This window comes from Nonomuraea sp. NPDC049624 (assembly GCF_040675255.1).
Lineage (GTDB): Bacteria > Actinomycetota > Actinomycetes > Streptosporangiales > Streptosporangiaceae > Nonomuraea.
In genome coordinates, this window is the sequence record NZ_JBFAOR010000004.1 from 176,340 (window position 1) to 190,189 (window position 13,850).

Genomic DNA, 13,850 nt, shown 5'->3' on the forward strand with positions numbered 1-13,850 from the left:
GGGGACGTGCAGGACCTGACGCGGTTCCAGAACCCCCGCTTCGCCCAGGCGTATGAGCGGATGAGCGCCGAGTCCGAGCGGCGGGGCGCGGCCGGGCACCGGCGGCGCCTGCTGGCCGGGCTGGCCGGGCGGGTGCTGGAGGTCGGCGCGGGCAACGGGCTCAACTTCGCGCACTACCCGGCGGCGGTGCGCGAGGTGGTCGCCGTCGAGCCGGAGGACCGGCTGCGCGGGCTGGCCGGCCGGGCCGCGGCCGGCGCGCCGGTGCCCGTGACCGTGGTCGCCGGGCACGCCGCCGACCTGCGGTTCGCGGACGCCTCCTTCGACGCCGTGGTGCTCTCGCTGGTGTTGTGCTCGGTGCCCGACCAGCGTGCGGTTCTCGGCGAGGTGTCCCGGGTGCTCAGGCCCGGCGGCGAGGTGCGGTTCTACGAGCACGTGCGCTCCTCGCGGGCCGCCGGCGCGCTGGTGCAGGACCTCGTGACGCCGCTGTGGCGGCGGATGGCCGGCGGGTGCCGCCTCAACCGCGACACCGAGCGCGCCATGGCCGACAGCGGGCTGGTGGTCGAGGAGCGCGAACGGTTCGCGTTCCGGCCGTTGGCGTTGGCGCCGAGGTTGCCGCACATTCTCGGACGCGCCAGAAAACCGGCTTGACCGGTAGCCCGGACGGTTCTTCACGGCCGCTGTGGCGACAAATCTGGAAAAATGGGTTTTTGTTCTGATGCGGGTTATTGCGTTGTGGTGTCACCGGGGATGCGGGGCGTGATACGGCGCTGATCCACCAACGCCAGATAAACGGCGAACGCCCCCTGTGCCCACATCCCGGCCTGCTGCGCGGTCAGCCGGACCTCCTCGCCCTCGTGCGTGACGATCAGATAACCACCCGGCGCGCGGCGCCAGGCGACCAGAACGTTCTCGTAAACCAGAACGTCGAGCATCGCGGTCAGATATTCGCCTCCGGTGGCGGACACGGCGTAAGCCTCCTCGCTCCTCGCCGAATTCTCGCCCTGATTCCTTCGTGCTGACTCCATTGTGCGCGCCGCACCGGGAATTGTCGCACCGTCCGGTGGGAAATCGTTCGGCTGCTCCGCCGGTTCGCGGGCGGAACCTGGCGGGGCCGGGCGGTGTAGGGAGGTCGGAGGTGCGTGATGACGAGAAACATGGTCATACCGGTCGGCAGGCCGGCCGCTCTGGTGGCTGCCCTGACGGCCGCCGTGCTGGGCGTCCTGGTGGTGTCCGGGTGGTGGGCGGGGGCGGCGTCCGCGTCCTCGCGTGGGGGATGGGCGGTGACCTACCTCGATCCGCCGCCGGCGGCGTTCGCGGGCGGGAAGACGTACACGGTGGGGTTCTGGGTGCTGCAGCACGGCACGCATCCGTACGCGGGCGAGCTGGACCCGGTCGGCCTGCGCCTCACCAGGGCCGACGGCAGGAGCGTCACCTTCCCCGGCACCCCGCTGCCCGAGGCCGGACACTACGCGACGTCGGTGGCCGTGCCGGACGGGGTGTGGCGGGTGGAGGGCCTCCAGGGCTGGTTCGAGCCGTACGCCGTGGGGACGCTCACGGTCCCTGGGCGGCTGCTGGCCGACCCGGTGCCGCCGGACAAGGTGGCGACGTTCGGCGGGGACGGAAAGGACCCATGGGGCGCGGTCCGGCCTCCGGGCTTCGCCCCGGGCAAGAGCACACCGGCGCCGCCCGGTGAGCCGACCGGGACGCAGGCCGGTGGCCCGACGGGGACGCAGCCCGAGGTGCAGGCCGGGATGGAGGCCGGAGGCGGGGCCGCGGGGAGTGCGGCGGCGCGGGTTCCGGCCGGAGAGGCGCCGGGCGGCGGGGTTCCGGCGTACCTGCTGGTGCCCGCGGCGGTGGCGGGCGCGCTGGTGGCGCTCCTGGCGTCCCGCCTGCCTCGCCTTCGCGGCACACCGGGACGACCGGGACGAGCGGAACGACCGGCCGGCGCGCGCCGGAACGCCGCCGCCGCCGACCCTCCCGACGAGGACGGCTCGACGGAGACCCTCGTCATCGGCGGTCAGCGCCGCCAGGACAGGTCAGGCATGACGACGGTGACCGGCGCCCCGGAGGCGGACGACGGCGACATGTGAGCTCCTTGTGTGGTTCGCACGGCTTGCGCCGCGACTGGGTGGCGAGGCTGCGGTCCGGCGTGGGTGGCGAGGCTGCGGTCCGGCGGCGGCGAGGCTGCGGTCCGGCGGGGGCGGTTCGGCCTCCAGCACTGACCCCTCCGGTCGCCGGCCCGGCCGCGTTCGTGCTGGTGAGGGGGGATGTCGGTCGCGGGCAAGTCGGATTCCGGTTGCTACCGTGAGGGGCAGGTGATTCTGATCTTCGGGCTCTGCGGCAGGTGAGAGCGGTGGGCGCTGTGCTGGGGCTCGTGGCGCTGCTCGCCGCCGGGGTCGCCGCGGTGTACCTGGCCTCCCTGGCCCTGTCGCCCGGGGGAGTCGTGCGGGTGGAGCCGTTCCTGTCCGGGGCGCGGCCCCGGGAGCACGCGGTGTCCCGCTTCCACGTCCGGTGGTACGCCGTGACGCTGGTCTTCCTGGCCTTCGATATGGAGATGGTCTTCATGTACCCGTGGGCCCTCGTGGTGGCCGAGGTGGGGCTGCCGGCGGTGCTGGAGATGTTCGCGTTCCTGGGGCTGCTGCTGGTCGGCGTCCTGTACGCGTGGCGGGAAGGGGCGTTCCGGTGGGCCTGAGGGGGTGGCTGCTGCGGCAGGCGGCGCTGCGCCCCCGGGTGCTCCTCGTCGCCTGCCCGTACGGGACGGGCGCGCGGCTGCTGGCAGAGGCGGAGGCGGACCGTCGTGGCTGGCCGGTGGCGGCGTCGGCGGCGGAGGCGAGCGTGATGGTGGTGTGCGGGCGTCCCGGGGCGGAGCTGGCGGCGGCCGTGCGGCAGGTCCGGGGGACGGTCCCGGTGCCGAGGGCGCTGGTGGAACTGCCGCCGGACGTCCCGGCCGACGAGGTCGTGGCCGCGCTGGACGACGCCGTCCGCGTGCTGGGGGACGAATCCCGCCAGTGGCGGGAGGCCGGCGTCCTGGCCGCGGGCACGTCCGGGGACGCCCCGGACGGCACGCCCATGGCCGACCGAGGGGCCGACCGGGACGGGCTGAAGCTGGACCGGCTGCACGTGCCGCTGGGTCCCGTGCTCGCGGACTGGCCCGCCGGGCTGGTGGTGGAGACCGTCCTGCAAGGGGATGTCATCCAGGAGGCGCGGGTGCGGACCCTGCCGGCCGACGGCACGGAAGACGCGTTCTGGACGCCCGGACCGGGCGCGAGCCAGGAGGAAGCCCGGCGGCGTACGGCGGCGGCCCGGCTGGACGGCCTCGGCAGGCTGCTCGGCGTGGCCGGATGGCCCGCCGCCGCGGCGGACGCCCGGCGCCTGCGCGACCGCCTGCTCGCGGGCGCCGTGGACGAGCGGGGAAGACGCCGATGCGTCCGATTCACGCGGCGGGTGCGCCGGTCACGGGTGCTGCGGTGGATGTTGCGCGGCACGGGGGAACTCGGCCCCGGCGCCCCACGGCGGCTGCGCGGGGACACCCTGGATCGGGCGCGCCGGTGGCTCGACGACGTGGAGGCCCTGACCGGAGGGCGTTCCGGGCCTGAGGACGGCGGGGACGTCCCGGTGGACGGCGTGCTGGCCCTGTTGCCCGGCCTGCTGACCGGGACCGAGCTCGCCGTGGCCCGGTTGATTGTGGCCGGTCTCGATCCGGACCTCGACCGGTTGCCGTCGGCAGCCAGGGACGGGTGAATCGATGGTCGCGGGCACGGTCTGGGGGACGGCCGCGGGGATGGCGGTGCTGACGTGGGGGGCGGCGGCCTTCGACGCGGCGCTCGGCGCGGGCCGCCGCGGCTCGTGGCGGGCGGCGGCGGTGGCGCCGTTCAGGGAGGGGGCCCGGCTGGTGGTGCAGCAGCGGCGGCGCACGGACCGGGCCGACGTCCTGCTCACCCGGGCCGGGGTCGTGGTGTTGCCGGCGGCCGCACTGCTGGCCGCCGTCGTCCTGCCGGTCGGGGGCGCGCCGGTGCTGGACCTGAGGGCGGGGGTGGTGTGGTTCAACGCCATGGAGGTGTGCGCCTGGGGGGCTCTGTGGCTGGTCGGGTGGGGGGTCAACGCCGTGTGGCCGCTGGTCGGCGGCTACCGGTTCCTGATCCAGGGCCTGGCATACGAGCTGCCGCACATGTTCGTGCTGATCACCGCGGGCGTGGGGGCGGGATCGTTGCGGTTCGCCGACCTCGTGGCGGCGCAGCGCGGGTGGTGGTTCGTGGCGTGGATGCCGGTCGCGTTCGTGGTCTATCTCGTCTCGGCGGTGGCGATGGCGTTCTGGGGGCCGATGGGGCAGCCGGTCGGGCGGGACGTGTGCGGCGGCGTGCCGGGCGAGCTGGGCGGCCCCGACCGGCTGGTCTTCCTGGCCGGACGCCATGCGCTGCTGGTCGTGGCGGCGGCCGGGGCGGTGCCGCTGTTCCTCGGCGGCGCGGCGGGGCCCGTGCTGCCCGGCTGGGTGTGGGGGCCGGTCAAGACGGCGGCGGTGCTGGCCGTGCTGGTACTGGCCGGGCATCGTATGCCGGTCGTGCGGATGGACCGGTTCGTGCAGTTCGCGTGGGTGGTGCTGATCCCGGCCACGCTCGTGCAACTGCTCGTGGTCGCGCTGGCGGTGCTGCCGTGAACGTGGCGTTCTGGGCGCTGGCGGTCGTCGCGGTGGCGGGTGGGGTGGCGGTGTTCGCGGTGGACTCGATGGCGCGGGCGACGTTCGCGCTGCTGGTCTCGCTGCTGGCCGTGGGCGGGACGCTGCTGCTGATCGACCTGGAGTACCTGGGGGTGCTGGTCGTCCTCATGATGGTCATGGAGATGCTGGTCATGGCCGTCTTCATGATCATGTACATGATGAACCCGGCCGGGCTCATGCCGATGAAGATGGTGCACAACCGGCGGGGCGCGGCGGCCGTCGCCGCGGCGGTGTTCGTCCTGCTGGCCGCCGGGGCGCTGCTCGTCCGCCCGCCGAGCCGGCGCGGACGGCCGCCGGCGGACCCCACGCACGCGCTCGGCCTGTCCCTGATGGGGCCGAAGATGCTGGTCATGATGGTCGTCGGGGTGGCGATCCTGGCGACGATGATCTCGGCCGTGCTGCTGGCCACCCACCGGGGACGGTACGACCGGTGACGCTCCAGGCCTTCCTGCTGCTGGCCGCCGCCCTGTTCGCCGTCGGCCTGTACGGCGTGCTGTCCCAGCAGTCGATCGTCATGCTCATGATGGGCCTCGAACTGATGATCAACGGCGTGATCGCGGCTGCCGGCGGCTTCTGGTACCACGTCGCCCCGGCCGCCGCGGACGGCCAGGTCCTCGTCCTGGTCGCGGTCACCGTGATGGCGCTGGAGATGGCGATGGGCTTCGCCGTCACCACGGCCGTCTTCCGCGCCCGCGACGTGGACACGACCGACGCCGCCGGAGACCTCAAGGGATGAGCCCGTCCCTGTGGCTGCTGCCCGCGCTGCCCGCCGCCGCCGGCGCGCTGCTGATCCCCGTGCGCCGCGCCGCGCCCGCCCTGTCCGTCGCCCTGTCCGTCGCCACGGCCGCGCTCACCCTCGCGCTGGCCGGGCACGCGGCGGCGACCAGGCCCTCGGCCACCGCCCGGCTGATCCTCGGCGAAGGGCTGGCCGTGGACGGTCTCTCGGCGGTCATGGTGGTCACCGTGGCGGCGGTCGGGCTGGCCGTGCTGGTGTTCGCGGCGGCCGAGCAGCGGTCGGGGCGCTTCCACGGGCTGATGCTGATCTTCCTGGCCGCGATGCTGGCCACGGTGACCGCGACGGACCTCGTCCTGCTGCTGATGGGCTGGGAGGTCATGGGCGCGATGTCGTACGCGCTGATCGGCTACCGGTGGCGCGACCGCGAGCGTGTACGGTCCGCAGCCGTCGCCTTCGTCACCACCCGGGCCGGCGACCTGGGCCTGTACGTCGCCTCGGGCGCGGCCCTGGCCGCGGGCGGCGGCCTGGCGCTCGCCGGGCTGCCGGGGCTGCCGCCGCCGTGGCGGGACGTGGTGGCGGGCGGGGTCGTGCTGGCCGCGCTGGGCAAGTCGGCGCAGGGGCCGTTCGCGTTCTGGTTGTCGCGGGCGATGGCGGGCCCGAGCCCGGTGTCGGCGTTCCTGCACGCGGCGACCATGGTGGTCGCGGGGGCGTACCTGCTGCTGCGGCTGCACGCCCTGCTCGCGGCCACCGGCTGGGCGGCGGCGGTGGCGGCCTGGACGGGTGCGGTGACCGCGTTGCTGCTCGGCCTGGTGGCGCTGGCGCAGCGGGACCTCAAACAGCTCCTGGCCGCCTCGACCTGCGCGCAGGTCGGGTTCATGGTGCTGGCGGCGGGGGAGTCGGCGGTCTCCGGCGGGACGGCCCACCTGGTCGCGCACGCCGCCGTCAAGAGCCTGCTGTTCCTCGCGGCGGGGGCCTGGCTGGCGGCGCTCGGCACCAAGGACCTGCCCGGGCTGCACGGCGCGGCCCGTCGGTTCCCGCTGGTGGGGGTGGTGTTCGGGGTGGGGGCCGCGGCCCTGGCCGGGGTGCCGCCGCTGTCGTTGTGGGTGACGAAGGACGCCGTCCTGGGCGGGGTCGCGCAACCCGGACCGCGCGTGGTGGCCTTCGCCGCCGGGCTGGCGGCCGCCCTGTACGCGGGGAAGGCGCTGGCCGCGGTCTGGCGGCCCGCCGACGCGGCGACCGGCGCCGGGAGCGAGCGGCGGGCCACCGGCCGGGTGGCCTGGCCCGAGCTGCTGCCGCTGCCGGTGCTCGCCCTGGTGGCGGCCGGGTTCGGCGTCGTCGGGCTGCCCGCGGTGCACGGCTGGTGGTCCCGGCTGGTGGGCGACCCGGGCGCGCCCGGCCTCACGGCGGGCGAGCTGGCCCTGTCCGGAGTCCCGGCCCTCGCCCTGGTGACCGCCGCGATCGCGGTGCGGCCCGGGACGCTCATGATCGCGGTGCGGCCCGGAAAGGCCGCGATCGCGGCGCCGCCCGGGACGGCTGTGCTTCCGCGCGTGCGCGGGGTGTTCGGGGGCTGGCTGGGGCTGGAGCGGGCGGCGCGGGCCGGGGTGTGGCGGCCGCTGCTGCGGGCGGCGCGGTGGGCGGCCTGGTTCGACGAGCGGGTCGTGCAGGGCGCGGTCGAGGCCGTCGCGCGGGCGGGGCTGCGGGCCGCGCGGCTGGCCGGAAGCCCCCTGGAGTCGGGGCTCGACGCGCTCGTCCGGCGGGCCGGCGGCGCGGTGCGACGCCTCGGCGGGCTGGCCAGACGCCCCCAGACCGGACAGGTCCACACCTACTTCGCTCAGGCCGCCGTCGCCCTCGTCGTGCTGGCCGTCGTGTTCGCGATCGTGAGGTGAGGCGTGCTCGACGTCGTCGTGTTCCTGCCGCTGGCCGCCGCCGCCCTGTTCCTCCTGCCGGGCGTCACGGCACGGGCGGCCGGCCTGATCCGGGTGGCCGCGTCCGCCGCCGACCTCGCCCTGGTCGTCGCCCTGTGGGCCGGGTACGGAGGCGGCCTGGCGTACGAGACCAGGCTGCGCTGGATCCCGACGGCCGGGGCCGGCTACCACGTCGGCGTGGACGGCCTGTCGCTGCCGCTGATCGCCATGACCGCGGTGCTGTTCCTGCTCTGCGCCGTGCACTCGCTGGGCGAGCCCACCAGGCCGAAGGCGCACGCGGCGCTGTTCCTGTTCCTGCAGACCGTCTCCACCGGGCTGTTCGCGGCACTCGACCTGCTGCTGTTCTTCGTCTTCTTCGACCTGTCGATCGTCGGCATGTACTTCGTGATCGTCGGCTGGGGGCACGGCGACCGGGCCAGGTCCGCGCTGACGTTCTTCCTCTACACCTTCCTGGGCTCGCTGGCGCTGCTGCTCGGCTTCATCGGCCTCTACCTGGCCGCCGACCCGCACACGTTCGACCTGGCCGACCTCACCCGCCGCCCGCCGGACGCGGGCGCGGCCGTGCTGCTCGCGATCGGGATCGGCCTGGGGGTCAAGACGCCGGTCGTGCCCGTGCACACCTGGCTGCCGCCCGCGCACACCGACGCCCCGGCCGCCGGGTCGGCCATCCTCGCCGGGGTGCTGCTCAAGATGGGCGCGTACGGGCTGGCCCGCATCGCCGTGCCGCTGCTGCCCGGCCCGTGGCGCGCCTACGCCTGGCTGGTCATCGTGATCGGCCTGGTCAGCGTCCTGTACGGCGCCCTGGTGGCGCTCGCCCAGGAGAACCTCAAACGGCTCGTCGCCTACACCTCGGTCAACCACATGGGCTACGTCGTGCTCGCCCTGGGCGCCGCCGGGCTGGCCGGCGGGCCGGCGCGGGCCAAGGAGCTGGCGGTCAGCGGCGCGGTCACCCAGATGGTCAGCCACGGCCTGGTCACCGGCGCGCTGTTCCTGATCACCGGCGTGCTGTGGGACCGCGCGGGCGGCTACGCGCTCGGCCGCTACGGCGGCATCGCGGGACGGGCGCCCGTGCTGGCCTGGCTGACGGCGGTGGCGGTGTTCGCCTCGCTCGGGCTGCCCGGACTGTCCGGGTTCATCGCCGAGTTCCAGATCTTCACCGGGGTGATCGGCTCGGGGGCCGTGGTCGCGGGCGCGCTCTCCGTGACCGGCATCCTGGTCACCGCGGCGCTGTTCCTGCGGGCGCTGCAACGCGCGTTCCTCGGCGAGCCGGGCGAGCTGACGCCGCGGGTCACCGACGTGCGGCCGCGCGAGCTGGGCGCGATCGCCCCGCTGCTCGTCCTGTCCCTGGTCATCGGCCTGGCGCCGCGTCCGCTGCTGGACCTGATCGAGCCCGCCGCGCGTGCCGTCGTCGCCCTGGCGGGCCGATGAGCGCACCGCACGGCGGCGCGGCGGTGACCGCGATGCTGCCCGAGGTGCTGATGCTGCTGGGCGCGGTGACGGCGCTGCTCGCGGGGCTGTTCGTGGCCCGCGGGCGGCAGCGCGTCGCCGCCTGGGTGTGCATGGCGGCGCTGGCCGGGGCCGCCGCGGCGAGCGCCGCCGCCCTGCCGCGCCCCGCCGTCGTGGCCTTCGACGCCTACGCCGTCGATCCGCCGACCGGAGCCGCCCGGTTGATCGTCTGCCTGGCCACCCTGCTGGCCGTGTGGCTGGCGACCGGCCGGGTCAGGGGGGACGGCAGGGAGAGCGAGCTGTACGTCCTGATGGTGCTGGCGGCGCTGGGGTCCGTCCTCATGGCGGGGGCGGACGACCTGCTCGTGCTGGTGGCGGCGTACCTGCTGGCGAGCGTTCCGGCGTACGCGCTGGCGGGGTTCGCCAAGGACGCGTCCGGCACCGAGGCGGCGCTCAAGTACTACCTGCTGGGCGCCTTCCTCGGCGTGCTCATGCTGGCCGGGGCCACCGTCGTGTACGGCTGGTCCGGCGCCACCGCCTACCCCGCCGCGCGGGCCCCGGCCGTGGGCGCGGTGCTGCTGCTGGCCGGGCCGCTGTTCAAGGCCGGCGGAGCGCCCGCGCACTTCTGGGTGCCCGACGTCACCGAGGGCACGTCGGCGCCGGTGGCCGCGTTCGTGACCACGGTGCCCAAGATCGGGGCGCTGGTGGCGCTGTACCGGCTGGCGACGACGGTGCTGGACGAGCCCGCGCTGCTCGCGGTCCTGGCCGCCGTGACGATGACGCTGGGCAACCTGGCCGCCTTCCAGCAGGAGAACGTGCGGCGGTTGCTGGCGTACTCGACGGTCAGCCAGGCCGGTTACCTGCTGGTCCCGGTCGCGGTGGCCGGACGCACCGCCCTGGCCGCGCCCGCCCTGCTGGTCTACCTGGCCGCCTACGCGGTCACCAACCTGGGGCCGTTCGCCGTCGTGGTCGCCACCGGGGCCGAACGGCTGGCCGACTACGCCGGGCTCGGCCGCCGCTCGCCCTGGACGGCGTTCGCGCTGGTGGTGTGCCTGCTCGGCCTGGTAGGGACGCCGCCGACCGCGGTCTTCGCCGGGAAGCTGCTGATGTTCGCGGCCGCCTGGGACGGCGGGTACGCCTGGCTCGCGGTGGTCGCCGCCGCCAACACCGTCGCGAGCCTGTTCTACTACCTGCGCTGGATCCGCCCGGTCTTCGCCGCGGACGGCCCGGCGCACCCCGCCGGATCGAGCCCGGTCGCGCAGGTGTGCGCCGCCGCCTCGATCCTGCTCGGCCCGGCCGCCGGGCTCGCCGTGCTGATCGCCCGCTGACCCGGCGCGCGGGTCACAGCTCGCGTTCCTGGGCGTCGAGGATGGCGACCGAGACCTCGACCGCCCTGGCCGCGTCGCCCGCCTCGATCGCCGCCAGCAGGTCGTCGTGCGACGGGTCGGGCGCCAGCGCGGCCTGCTCCTGGTCCCGGACGCTGTCGCGCAGCGCGTCGCGCATGCTGCGGTAGAGGTCGGCCAGCAGCGGGTTGTGCGCGGCGTCGGCCACCAGCAGGTGGAAGTCGGCGTCGGCGTCGGCGAACCCGTCGAGGTCGCCCGCGCCCGCGGCCGACCCGCGGCGGGCCAGCGCCTCGCGCATCGCGGCCACGTCGTCGCCGGTGCGCTTGACCGCCGCCAGCCGGGCGGCCACCAGGTCGAGCCCGCGGCGCACGTCGATGATGTCCATCGCGGCCGCCCGGTCGAGCCGCCGGCGCAGCGCCACCTGCGACTCGTCGGTGGCGGTGACGTACGTGCCGTCGCCCTGCCTGGTCTGCAGCAGGCCGGCGTGGGCCAGCACCCGCACCGCCTCGCGCACCGACAACCGGCTCATGCCGAGGCTCTCGGCGAGCCGGCTCTCGGACGGGATCTTCGTCCCGACCGGCCACACCCCACTGGTGATCTCCCTGCGGAGCTCCTCGATGGCGGCATCGACGAGCGAGGTCCGCGCGACGTTTCGCATGCGATCTCTTCCGTCCCGGTGAGCCTCCAGCCTAGAGGAGCGCGGCGGCCAGGCGCTCGATCGTCTCGCGGCCCTCCAGCGGTGTCACCCAGGCGGCCGGCAGCGCGTCCGCGCCGCGCAGCGCGCCCACCAGGTTGCCGCAGACCGAGCCGGTCGAGTCGCTGTCGCCCGAGTGGTTGACCGACAGCAGCAGCGCCCGCTCGGGCGAGGGCTCGGCCAGGGCGCAGTAGACGCCGATGGCCAGCGCCTCCTCGGCCACCCACGCGCCGCCCAGCGTCTCGACCCGCTCGGCGGAGGGCGGGCCTGAGGCGGCCAGGTCGAGCGCCGCGCGCAGGGCGAGGGACGTCTCCTCGTGCCCCGGACGGCCGCCGAGCAGGCCGAGGGCGTGGCCGACGGCGGCCTCCAGGGGCTCGCCGGCCATCACCCGGGCGACGATCGCGGCGAACGCGCCCGCGGCCAGGTAGCCGGTCGGGTGGCCGTGGGTGATCTGCGCGCAGACCACCGCCAGCTCGAACGCGGCGTCCGCGTCGTACGGCGCGAGCAGCCCGAACGGCGCCGAGCGCATGACGGTGCCGCAGCCCTTGGAGCCGGGGTTCACCGGGCCGGGCGCGCCGGACGGCGACGGTCCGGGGAAGGGTTGCCGCAGCCCGGACAGGCAGGCGTTGCCCGGGGCCCGCCGGGAGTACAGCCAGCCCTCCTCGCGCAGGGTGCCGGTCCGGTGCGGCCGGTCGGCGGGCGGCGGGGCCTGGTGCTCCTGGGTGTCGAGCCAGCGCAGGTACGCCTGCCGCACCTCGCCGGGCGTGCGGTCGCGGATCAGCGCCTCGACGGTGAACAGGGTCATCTGGGTGTCGTCGGTCACGAGCGCGCGCCTGCCCCGCCAGGTGGTGACATAGCCGGTGACGCCGTCCTGGCCGTGCTGCCGGCGGATCTCCCGCAACGACTCGAACTCGATGGGCGCCCCGAGGGCGTCGCCGATCGCGCCGCCGAGCAGGCAGCCCCGGATCCGATCCTGTGCCTCCATAGGTGGGATCTTGTCAGCTTTCTGGGCGAGTGAGAGATTGCGGGAGAAATTACGACGCTTGTCACGGAGGTCACGCGTGCCACAATTACGCCCGGCCCTCTTCGCGGTCGCCCTCACCCTGGCGATCGCGACCCCGGCACAGGCCGCTGCCGGACCCACGATCACCGTCAAGGACGGCCGGACGCAGCCGGTCTTCTCCTACGCCGACGCCGTCCGCGAGCACGTGTACGTCGAGTCCACCGTGGACAGCGACCTCGACGGCGCGCCCGACCGGGTCAGGGTGGACATCATCCGTCCCAAGGAGTCCGGTCCGGGCCTGAAGGTGCCCGTGATCATCGACGAGAGTCCGTACTACGACAACTCCGGGCGCGGGAACGAGGGGGAGCGCAAGCAGTACGACGCCTCCGGAAATGTCACGAAATTCCCCTTGTTCTATGACAACTACTTCGTCCCGCGCGGCTACGCCGTGCTCAACGTGGACATGCTCGGCACCACCAGGTCCGACGGCTGCCCCGACATGGGCGGCAAGGCCGACGTGCTGGGCGGCAAGGCGGTCATCGACTGGCTGAACGGCCGCGCCAAGGCGGTCAGGGCCGACGGCACCCCCGCCGTGGCCGACTGGACCACCGGCGACGCCGCCATGATCGGCAAGTCCTACGACGGCACGCTGGCCAACGCCGTGGCCGCCACCGGCGTCGAGGGCCTGAAGACGATCGTCCCCATCTCGGCCATCAGCTCCTGGTACAAGTACCAGCGCTCGAACGGCGTGGTCTACAACTATGACTACGCCTCCTGGCTGACCAACTACGTCGACACCGACCCCGAGGCCAAGTGCCAGGCCGTCCGCGACCGCATGGACGCCGAGGACGGCGACGACACCGGCGACTACAACGCCTTCTGGAACGAACGCGACTACCTCAAGGGCCTGCTCGGCGACGTCTCGAAGGTCAGGGCCAGCGTCTTCGTCGTGCACACGGTCAACGACCTCAACGTCCGGCCGGACAACTTCTCCGCCTGGTGGCAGGCCCTGGCCCAGCGGAACGTGCCGCGCAAGATCTGGGTCGGCCAGTACCAGCACGTGGACCCGTTCGACTTCGAGGGCCGCAGGGACCTGTGGGTGGACACCCTGCACCGCTGGTTCGACCATTGGCTGCACGGCGTCCGCAACGGGATCACCAACGAGCCCCGCGCCGACGTGCAGCTCGGCCCGGCGCAGTGGACCACCCAGCGCGACTGGCCGGCCCCGTACGCGCTCAAGGCCGTGCTGCGGCCCGCCGCCGACGGCTCGCTCGGCCTGCTCAAGGCCCGCGGAAACAGCACCGCCACCTTCACCGACCTCGCGCTGAGCGAGACCGAGATGGTGGCCGACGTCGGCGCGGCCAAGCCGGGCCGCGCCGCCTTCACCACCGGCGCGCTCCCGCTCGACCTGCGCCTGTCCGGCACCCCCACCGCCGACCTGCGGGTCAAGCTCGACAAGCCCACCGCCAACCTGACCGCCCTGCTCGTCGACTTCGGAGAGGACACCCGCGTCGACTGGCGGCGCGGCCAGGGCGTCACCACGCTCACCGAGGAGGACTGCCACGGCGAGAGCACCGCGGCCGACGACGCCTGCTACAAGAAGGTCACCACGAACGTGGCCACCCGGCCGCTGGAGATCGTCGCCCGCGGCTGGATCGACGTCCAGAACCGCGACTCGCTCAGCCGGCCCCAGCCGCTGCCCGTCGGCACGTACGGGACGGTCAGGTGGCAGACGCTGCCGCAGGACTACACCTTCAGGAAGGGCCACCGGATCGGCCTGGTGCTGGCCGGGACCGACACCACCTACACCAGTGAGGAGGGCACCGGCGCGACCGTCACCGTCGACCTGACCCGCAGCAGCGTGTCCGTGCCGTTCGTGCTCGGGACGCCGCTGGCCGACGTGCCCGAGGACAGCGCCACGTTCAGAGGGCCGCGACAGCTCGACCTGCCCGAGCCCGAGCCCGGGTTCCGGTTCTTCTAGCCGCGCGT

At 74.7% G+C, this 13,850-nt stretch carries 14 protein-coding genes; 11 read left to right on the forward strand and 3 right to left on the reverse strand.

The genetic code is table 11. The annotated features are described in order from the left end of the window. The first annotated feature begins 6 nt into the window (after positions 1–6). Complete coding sequence (locus AB0J76_RS17220; RefSeq protein WP_352322746.1) at positions 7–648, forward strand: class I SAM-dependent methyltransferase; 642 nt, start codon at positions 7–9, stop codon at positions 646–648. A 74-nt stretch (positions 649–722) separates the two neighbouring features. Here AB0J76_RS17220 and AB0J76_RS17225 read toward each other — a convergent pair whose 3' ends face one another. After that, a complete protein-coding gene (locus AB0J76_RS17225) occupies positions 723–965 on the reverse strand; it encodes a hypothetical protein (protein ID WP_352322747.1) in 243 nt (80 codons plus the stop codon). Between the two features lie 177 nt (positions 966–1,142). On the opposite strand from AB0J76_RS17225, the gene AB0J76_RS17230 reads away from it, so the two are divergent. From AB0J76_RS17230 to AB0J76_RS17270, 9 genes are all read left to right on the forward strand, one after another. Further along, positions 1,143–2,090, forward strand: a complete 948-nt coding sequence (locus AB0J76_RS17230) for a hypothetical protein (RefSeq protein WP_352322748.1) — start codon at positions 1,143–1,145, stop codon at positions 2,088–2,090. Between the two features lie 263 nt (positions 2,091–2,353). Next, positions 2,354–2,692, forward strand: a complete 339-nt coding sequence (locus AB0J76_RS17235) for an NADH-quinone oxidoreductase subunit A (RefSeq protein ID WP_352322749.1) — start codon at positions 2,354–2,356, stop codon at positions 2,690–2,692. Continuing rightward, complete coding sequence (locus tag AB0J76_RS17240) at positions 2,683–3,741, forward strand: hypothetical protein (protein ID WP_352322750.1); 1,059 nt, start codon at positions 2,683–2,685, stop codon at positions 3,739–3,741. The genes AB0J76_RS17235 and AB0J76_RS17240 overlap by 10 nt, the downstream gene beginning before the upstream one ends. A gap of 4 nt (positions 3,742–3,745) precedes the next feature. Beyond that, the gene (locus AB0J76_RS17245; protein WP_352322751.1) at positions 3,746–4,654 is read left to right on the forward strand and encodes an NADH-quinone oxidoreductase subunit H; all 909 of its coding nucleotides are present in this window, start codon (positions 3,746–3,748) and stop codon (positions 4,652–4,654) included. Next, positions 4,651–5,148 (forward strand): NADH-quinone oxidoreductase subunit J, encoded by a 498-nt coding sequence (locus AB0J76_RS17250; protein WP_352322752.1) that lies wholly within the window; start codon positions 4,651–4,653, stop codon positions 5,146–5,148. Before AB0J76_RS17245 ends, AB0J76_RS17250 begins: the two co-directional genes overlap by 4 nt. Then, positions 5,145–5,450 carry an NADH-quinone oxidoreductase subunit NuoK gene (nuoK, locus tag AB0J76_RS17255; protein ID WP_352322753.1) on the forward strand — a complete coding sequence of 102 codons (306 nt, stop codon included), beginning with the start codon at positions 5,145–5,147 and terminating at the stop codon, positions 5,448–5,450. The genes AB0J76_RS17250 and nuoK overlap by 4 nt, the downstream gene beginning before the upstream one ends. Beyond that, positions 5,447–7,336 (forward strand): proton-conducting transporter membrane subunit, encoded by a 1,890-nt coding sequence (locus AB0J76_RS17260; RefSeq protein WP_352322754.1) that lies wholly within the window; start codon positions 5,447–5,449, stop codon positions 7,334–7,336. Before nuoK ends, AB0J76_RS17260 begins: the two co-directional genes overlap by 4 nt. A 3-nt stretch (positions 7,337–7,339) precedes the next feature. Next, positions 7,340–8,803 (forward strand): NADH-quinone oxidoreductase subunit M, encoded by a 1,464-nt coding sequence (locus tag AB0J76_RS17265; protein WP_352322755.1) that lies wholly within the window; start codon positions 7,340–7,342, stop codon positions 8,801–8,803. Continuing rightward, the gene (locus AB0J76_RS17270; protein ID WP_352322756.1) at positions 8,800–10,149 is read left to right on the forward strand and encodes an NADH-quinone oxidoreductase subunit N; all 1,350 of its coding nucleotides are present in this window, start codon (positions 8,800–8,802) and stop codon (positions 10,147–10,149) included. Before AB0J76_RS17265 ends, AB0J76_RS17270 begins: the two co-directional genes overlap by 4 nt. 13 nt (positions 10,150–10,162) lie before the next feature. On the opposite strand, the gene AB0J76_RS17275 is transcribed toward AB0J76_RS17270, so the two are convergent. Together AB0J76_RS17275 and AB0J76_RS17280 are read right to left on the reverse strand one after the other, a co-directional pair. Continuing rightward, the gene (locus AB0J76_RS17275; protein WP_352322757.1) at positions 10,163–10,822 is read right to left on the reverse strand and encodes a FadR/GntR family transcriptional regulator; all 660 of its coding nucleotides are present in this window, start codon (positions 10,820–10,822) and stop codon (positions 10,163–10,165) included. 31 nt (positions 10,823–10,853) lie between these two features. After that, a complete protein-coding gene (locus AB0J76_RS17280) occupies positions 10,854–11,843 on the reverse strand; it encodes an ADP-ribosylglycohydrolase family protein (RefSeq protein WP_352322758.1) in 990 nt (329 codons plus the stop codon). A 76-nt stretch (positions 11,844–11,919) separates the two neighbouring features. Between AB0J76_RS17280 and AB0J76_RS17285 the strand changes: the two genes are divergently transcribed. Then, positions 11,920–13,842, forward strand: coding sequence for a Xaa-Pro dipeptidyl-peptidase (locus AB0J76_RS17285; RefSeq protein ID WP_352322759.1), 1,923 nt, complete (start codon positions 11,920–11,922; stop codon positions 13,840–13,842). The last annotated feature ends 8 nt before the right edge of the window (positions 13,843–13,850 follow it).

Bases quoted from the DNA above. Each gene is read 5' to 3' on its own strand.
- AB0J76_RS17260 (WP_352322754.1), top strand. From the start codon at position 5,447: ATGAGCCCGTCCCTGTGGCTGCTGCCCGCGCTGCCCGCCGCCGCCGGC.
- AB0J76_RS17275 (WP_352322757.1), bottom strand. From the start codon at position 10,822: ATGCGAAACGTCGCGCGGACCTCGCTCGTCGATGCCGCCATCGAGGAG.
- AB0J76_RS17280 (WP_352322758.1), bottom strand. From the start codon at position 11,843: ATGGAGGCACAGGATCGGATCCGGGGCTGCCTGCTCGGCGGCGCGATC.
- AB0J76_RS17245 (WP_352322751.1), top strand. From the start codon at position 3,746: ATGGTCGCGGGCACGGTCTGGGGGACGGCCGCGGGGATGGCGGTGCTG.
- AB0J76_RS17270 (WP_352322756.1), top strand. From the start codon at position 8,800: ATGAGCGCACCGCACGGCGGCGCGGCGGTGACCGCGATGCTGCCCGAG.
- AB0J76_RS17230 (WP_352322748.1), top strand. From the start codon at position 1,143: ATGACGAGAAACATGGTCATACCGGTCGGCAGGCCGGCCGCTCTGGTG.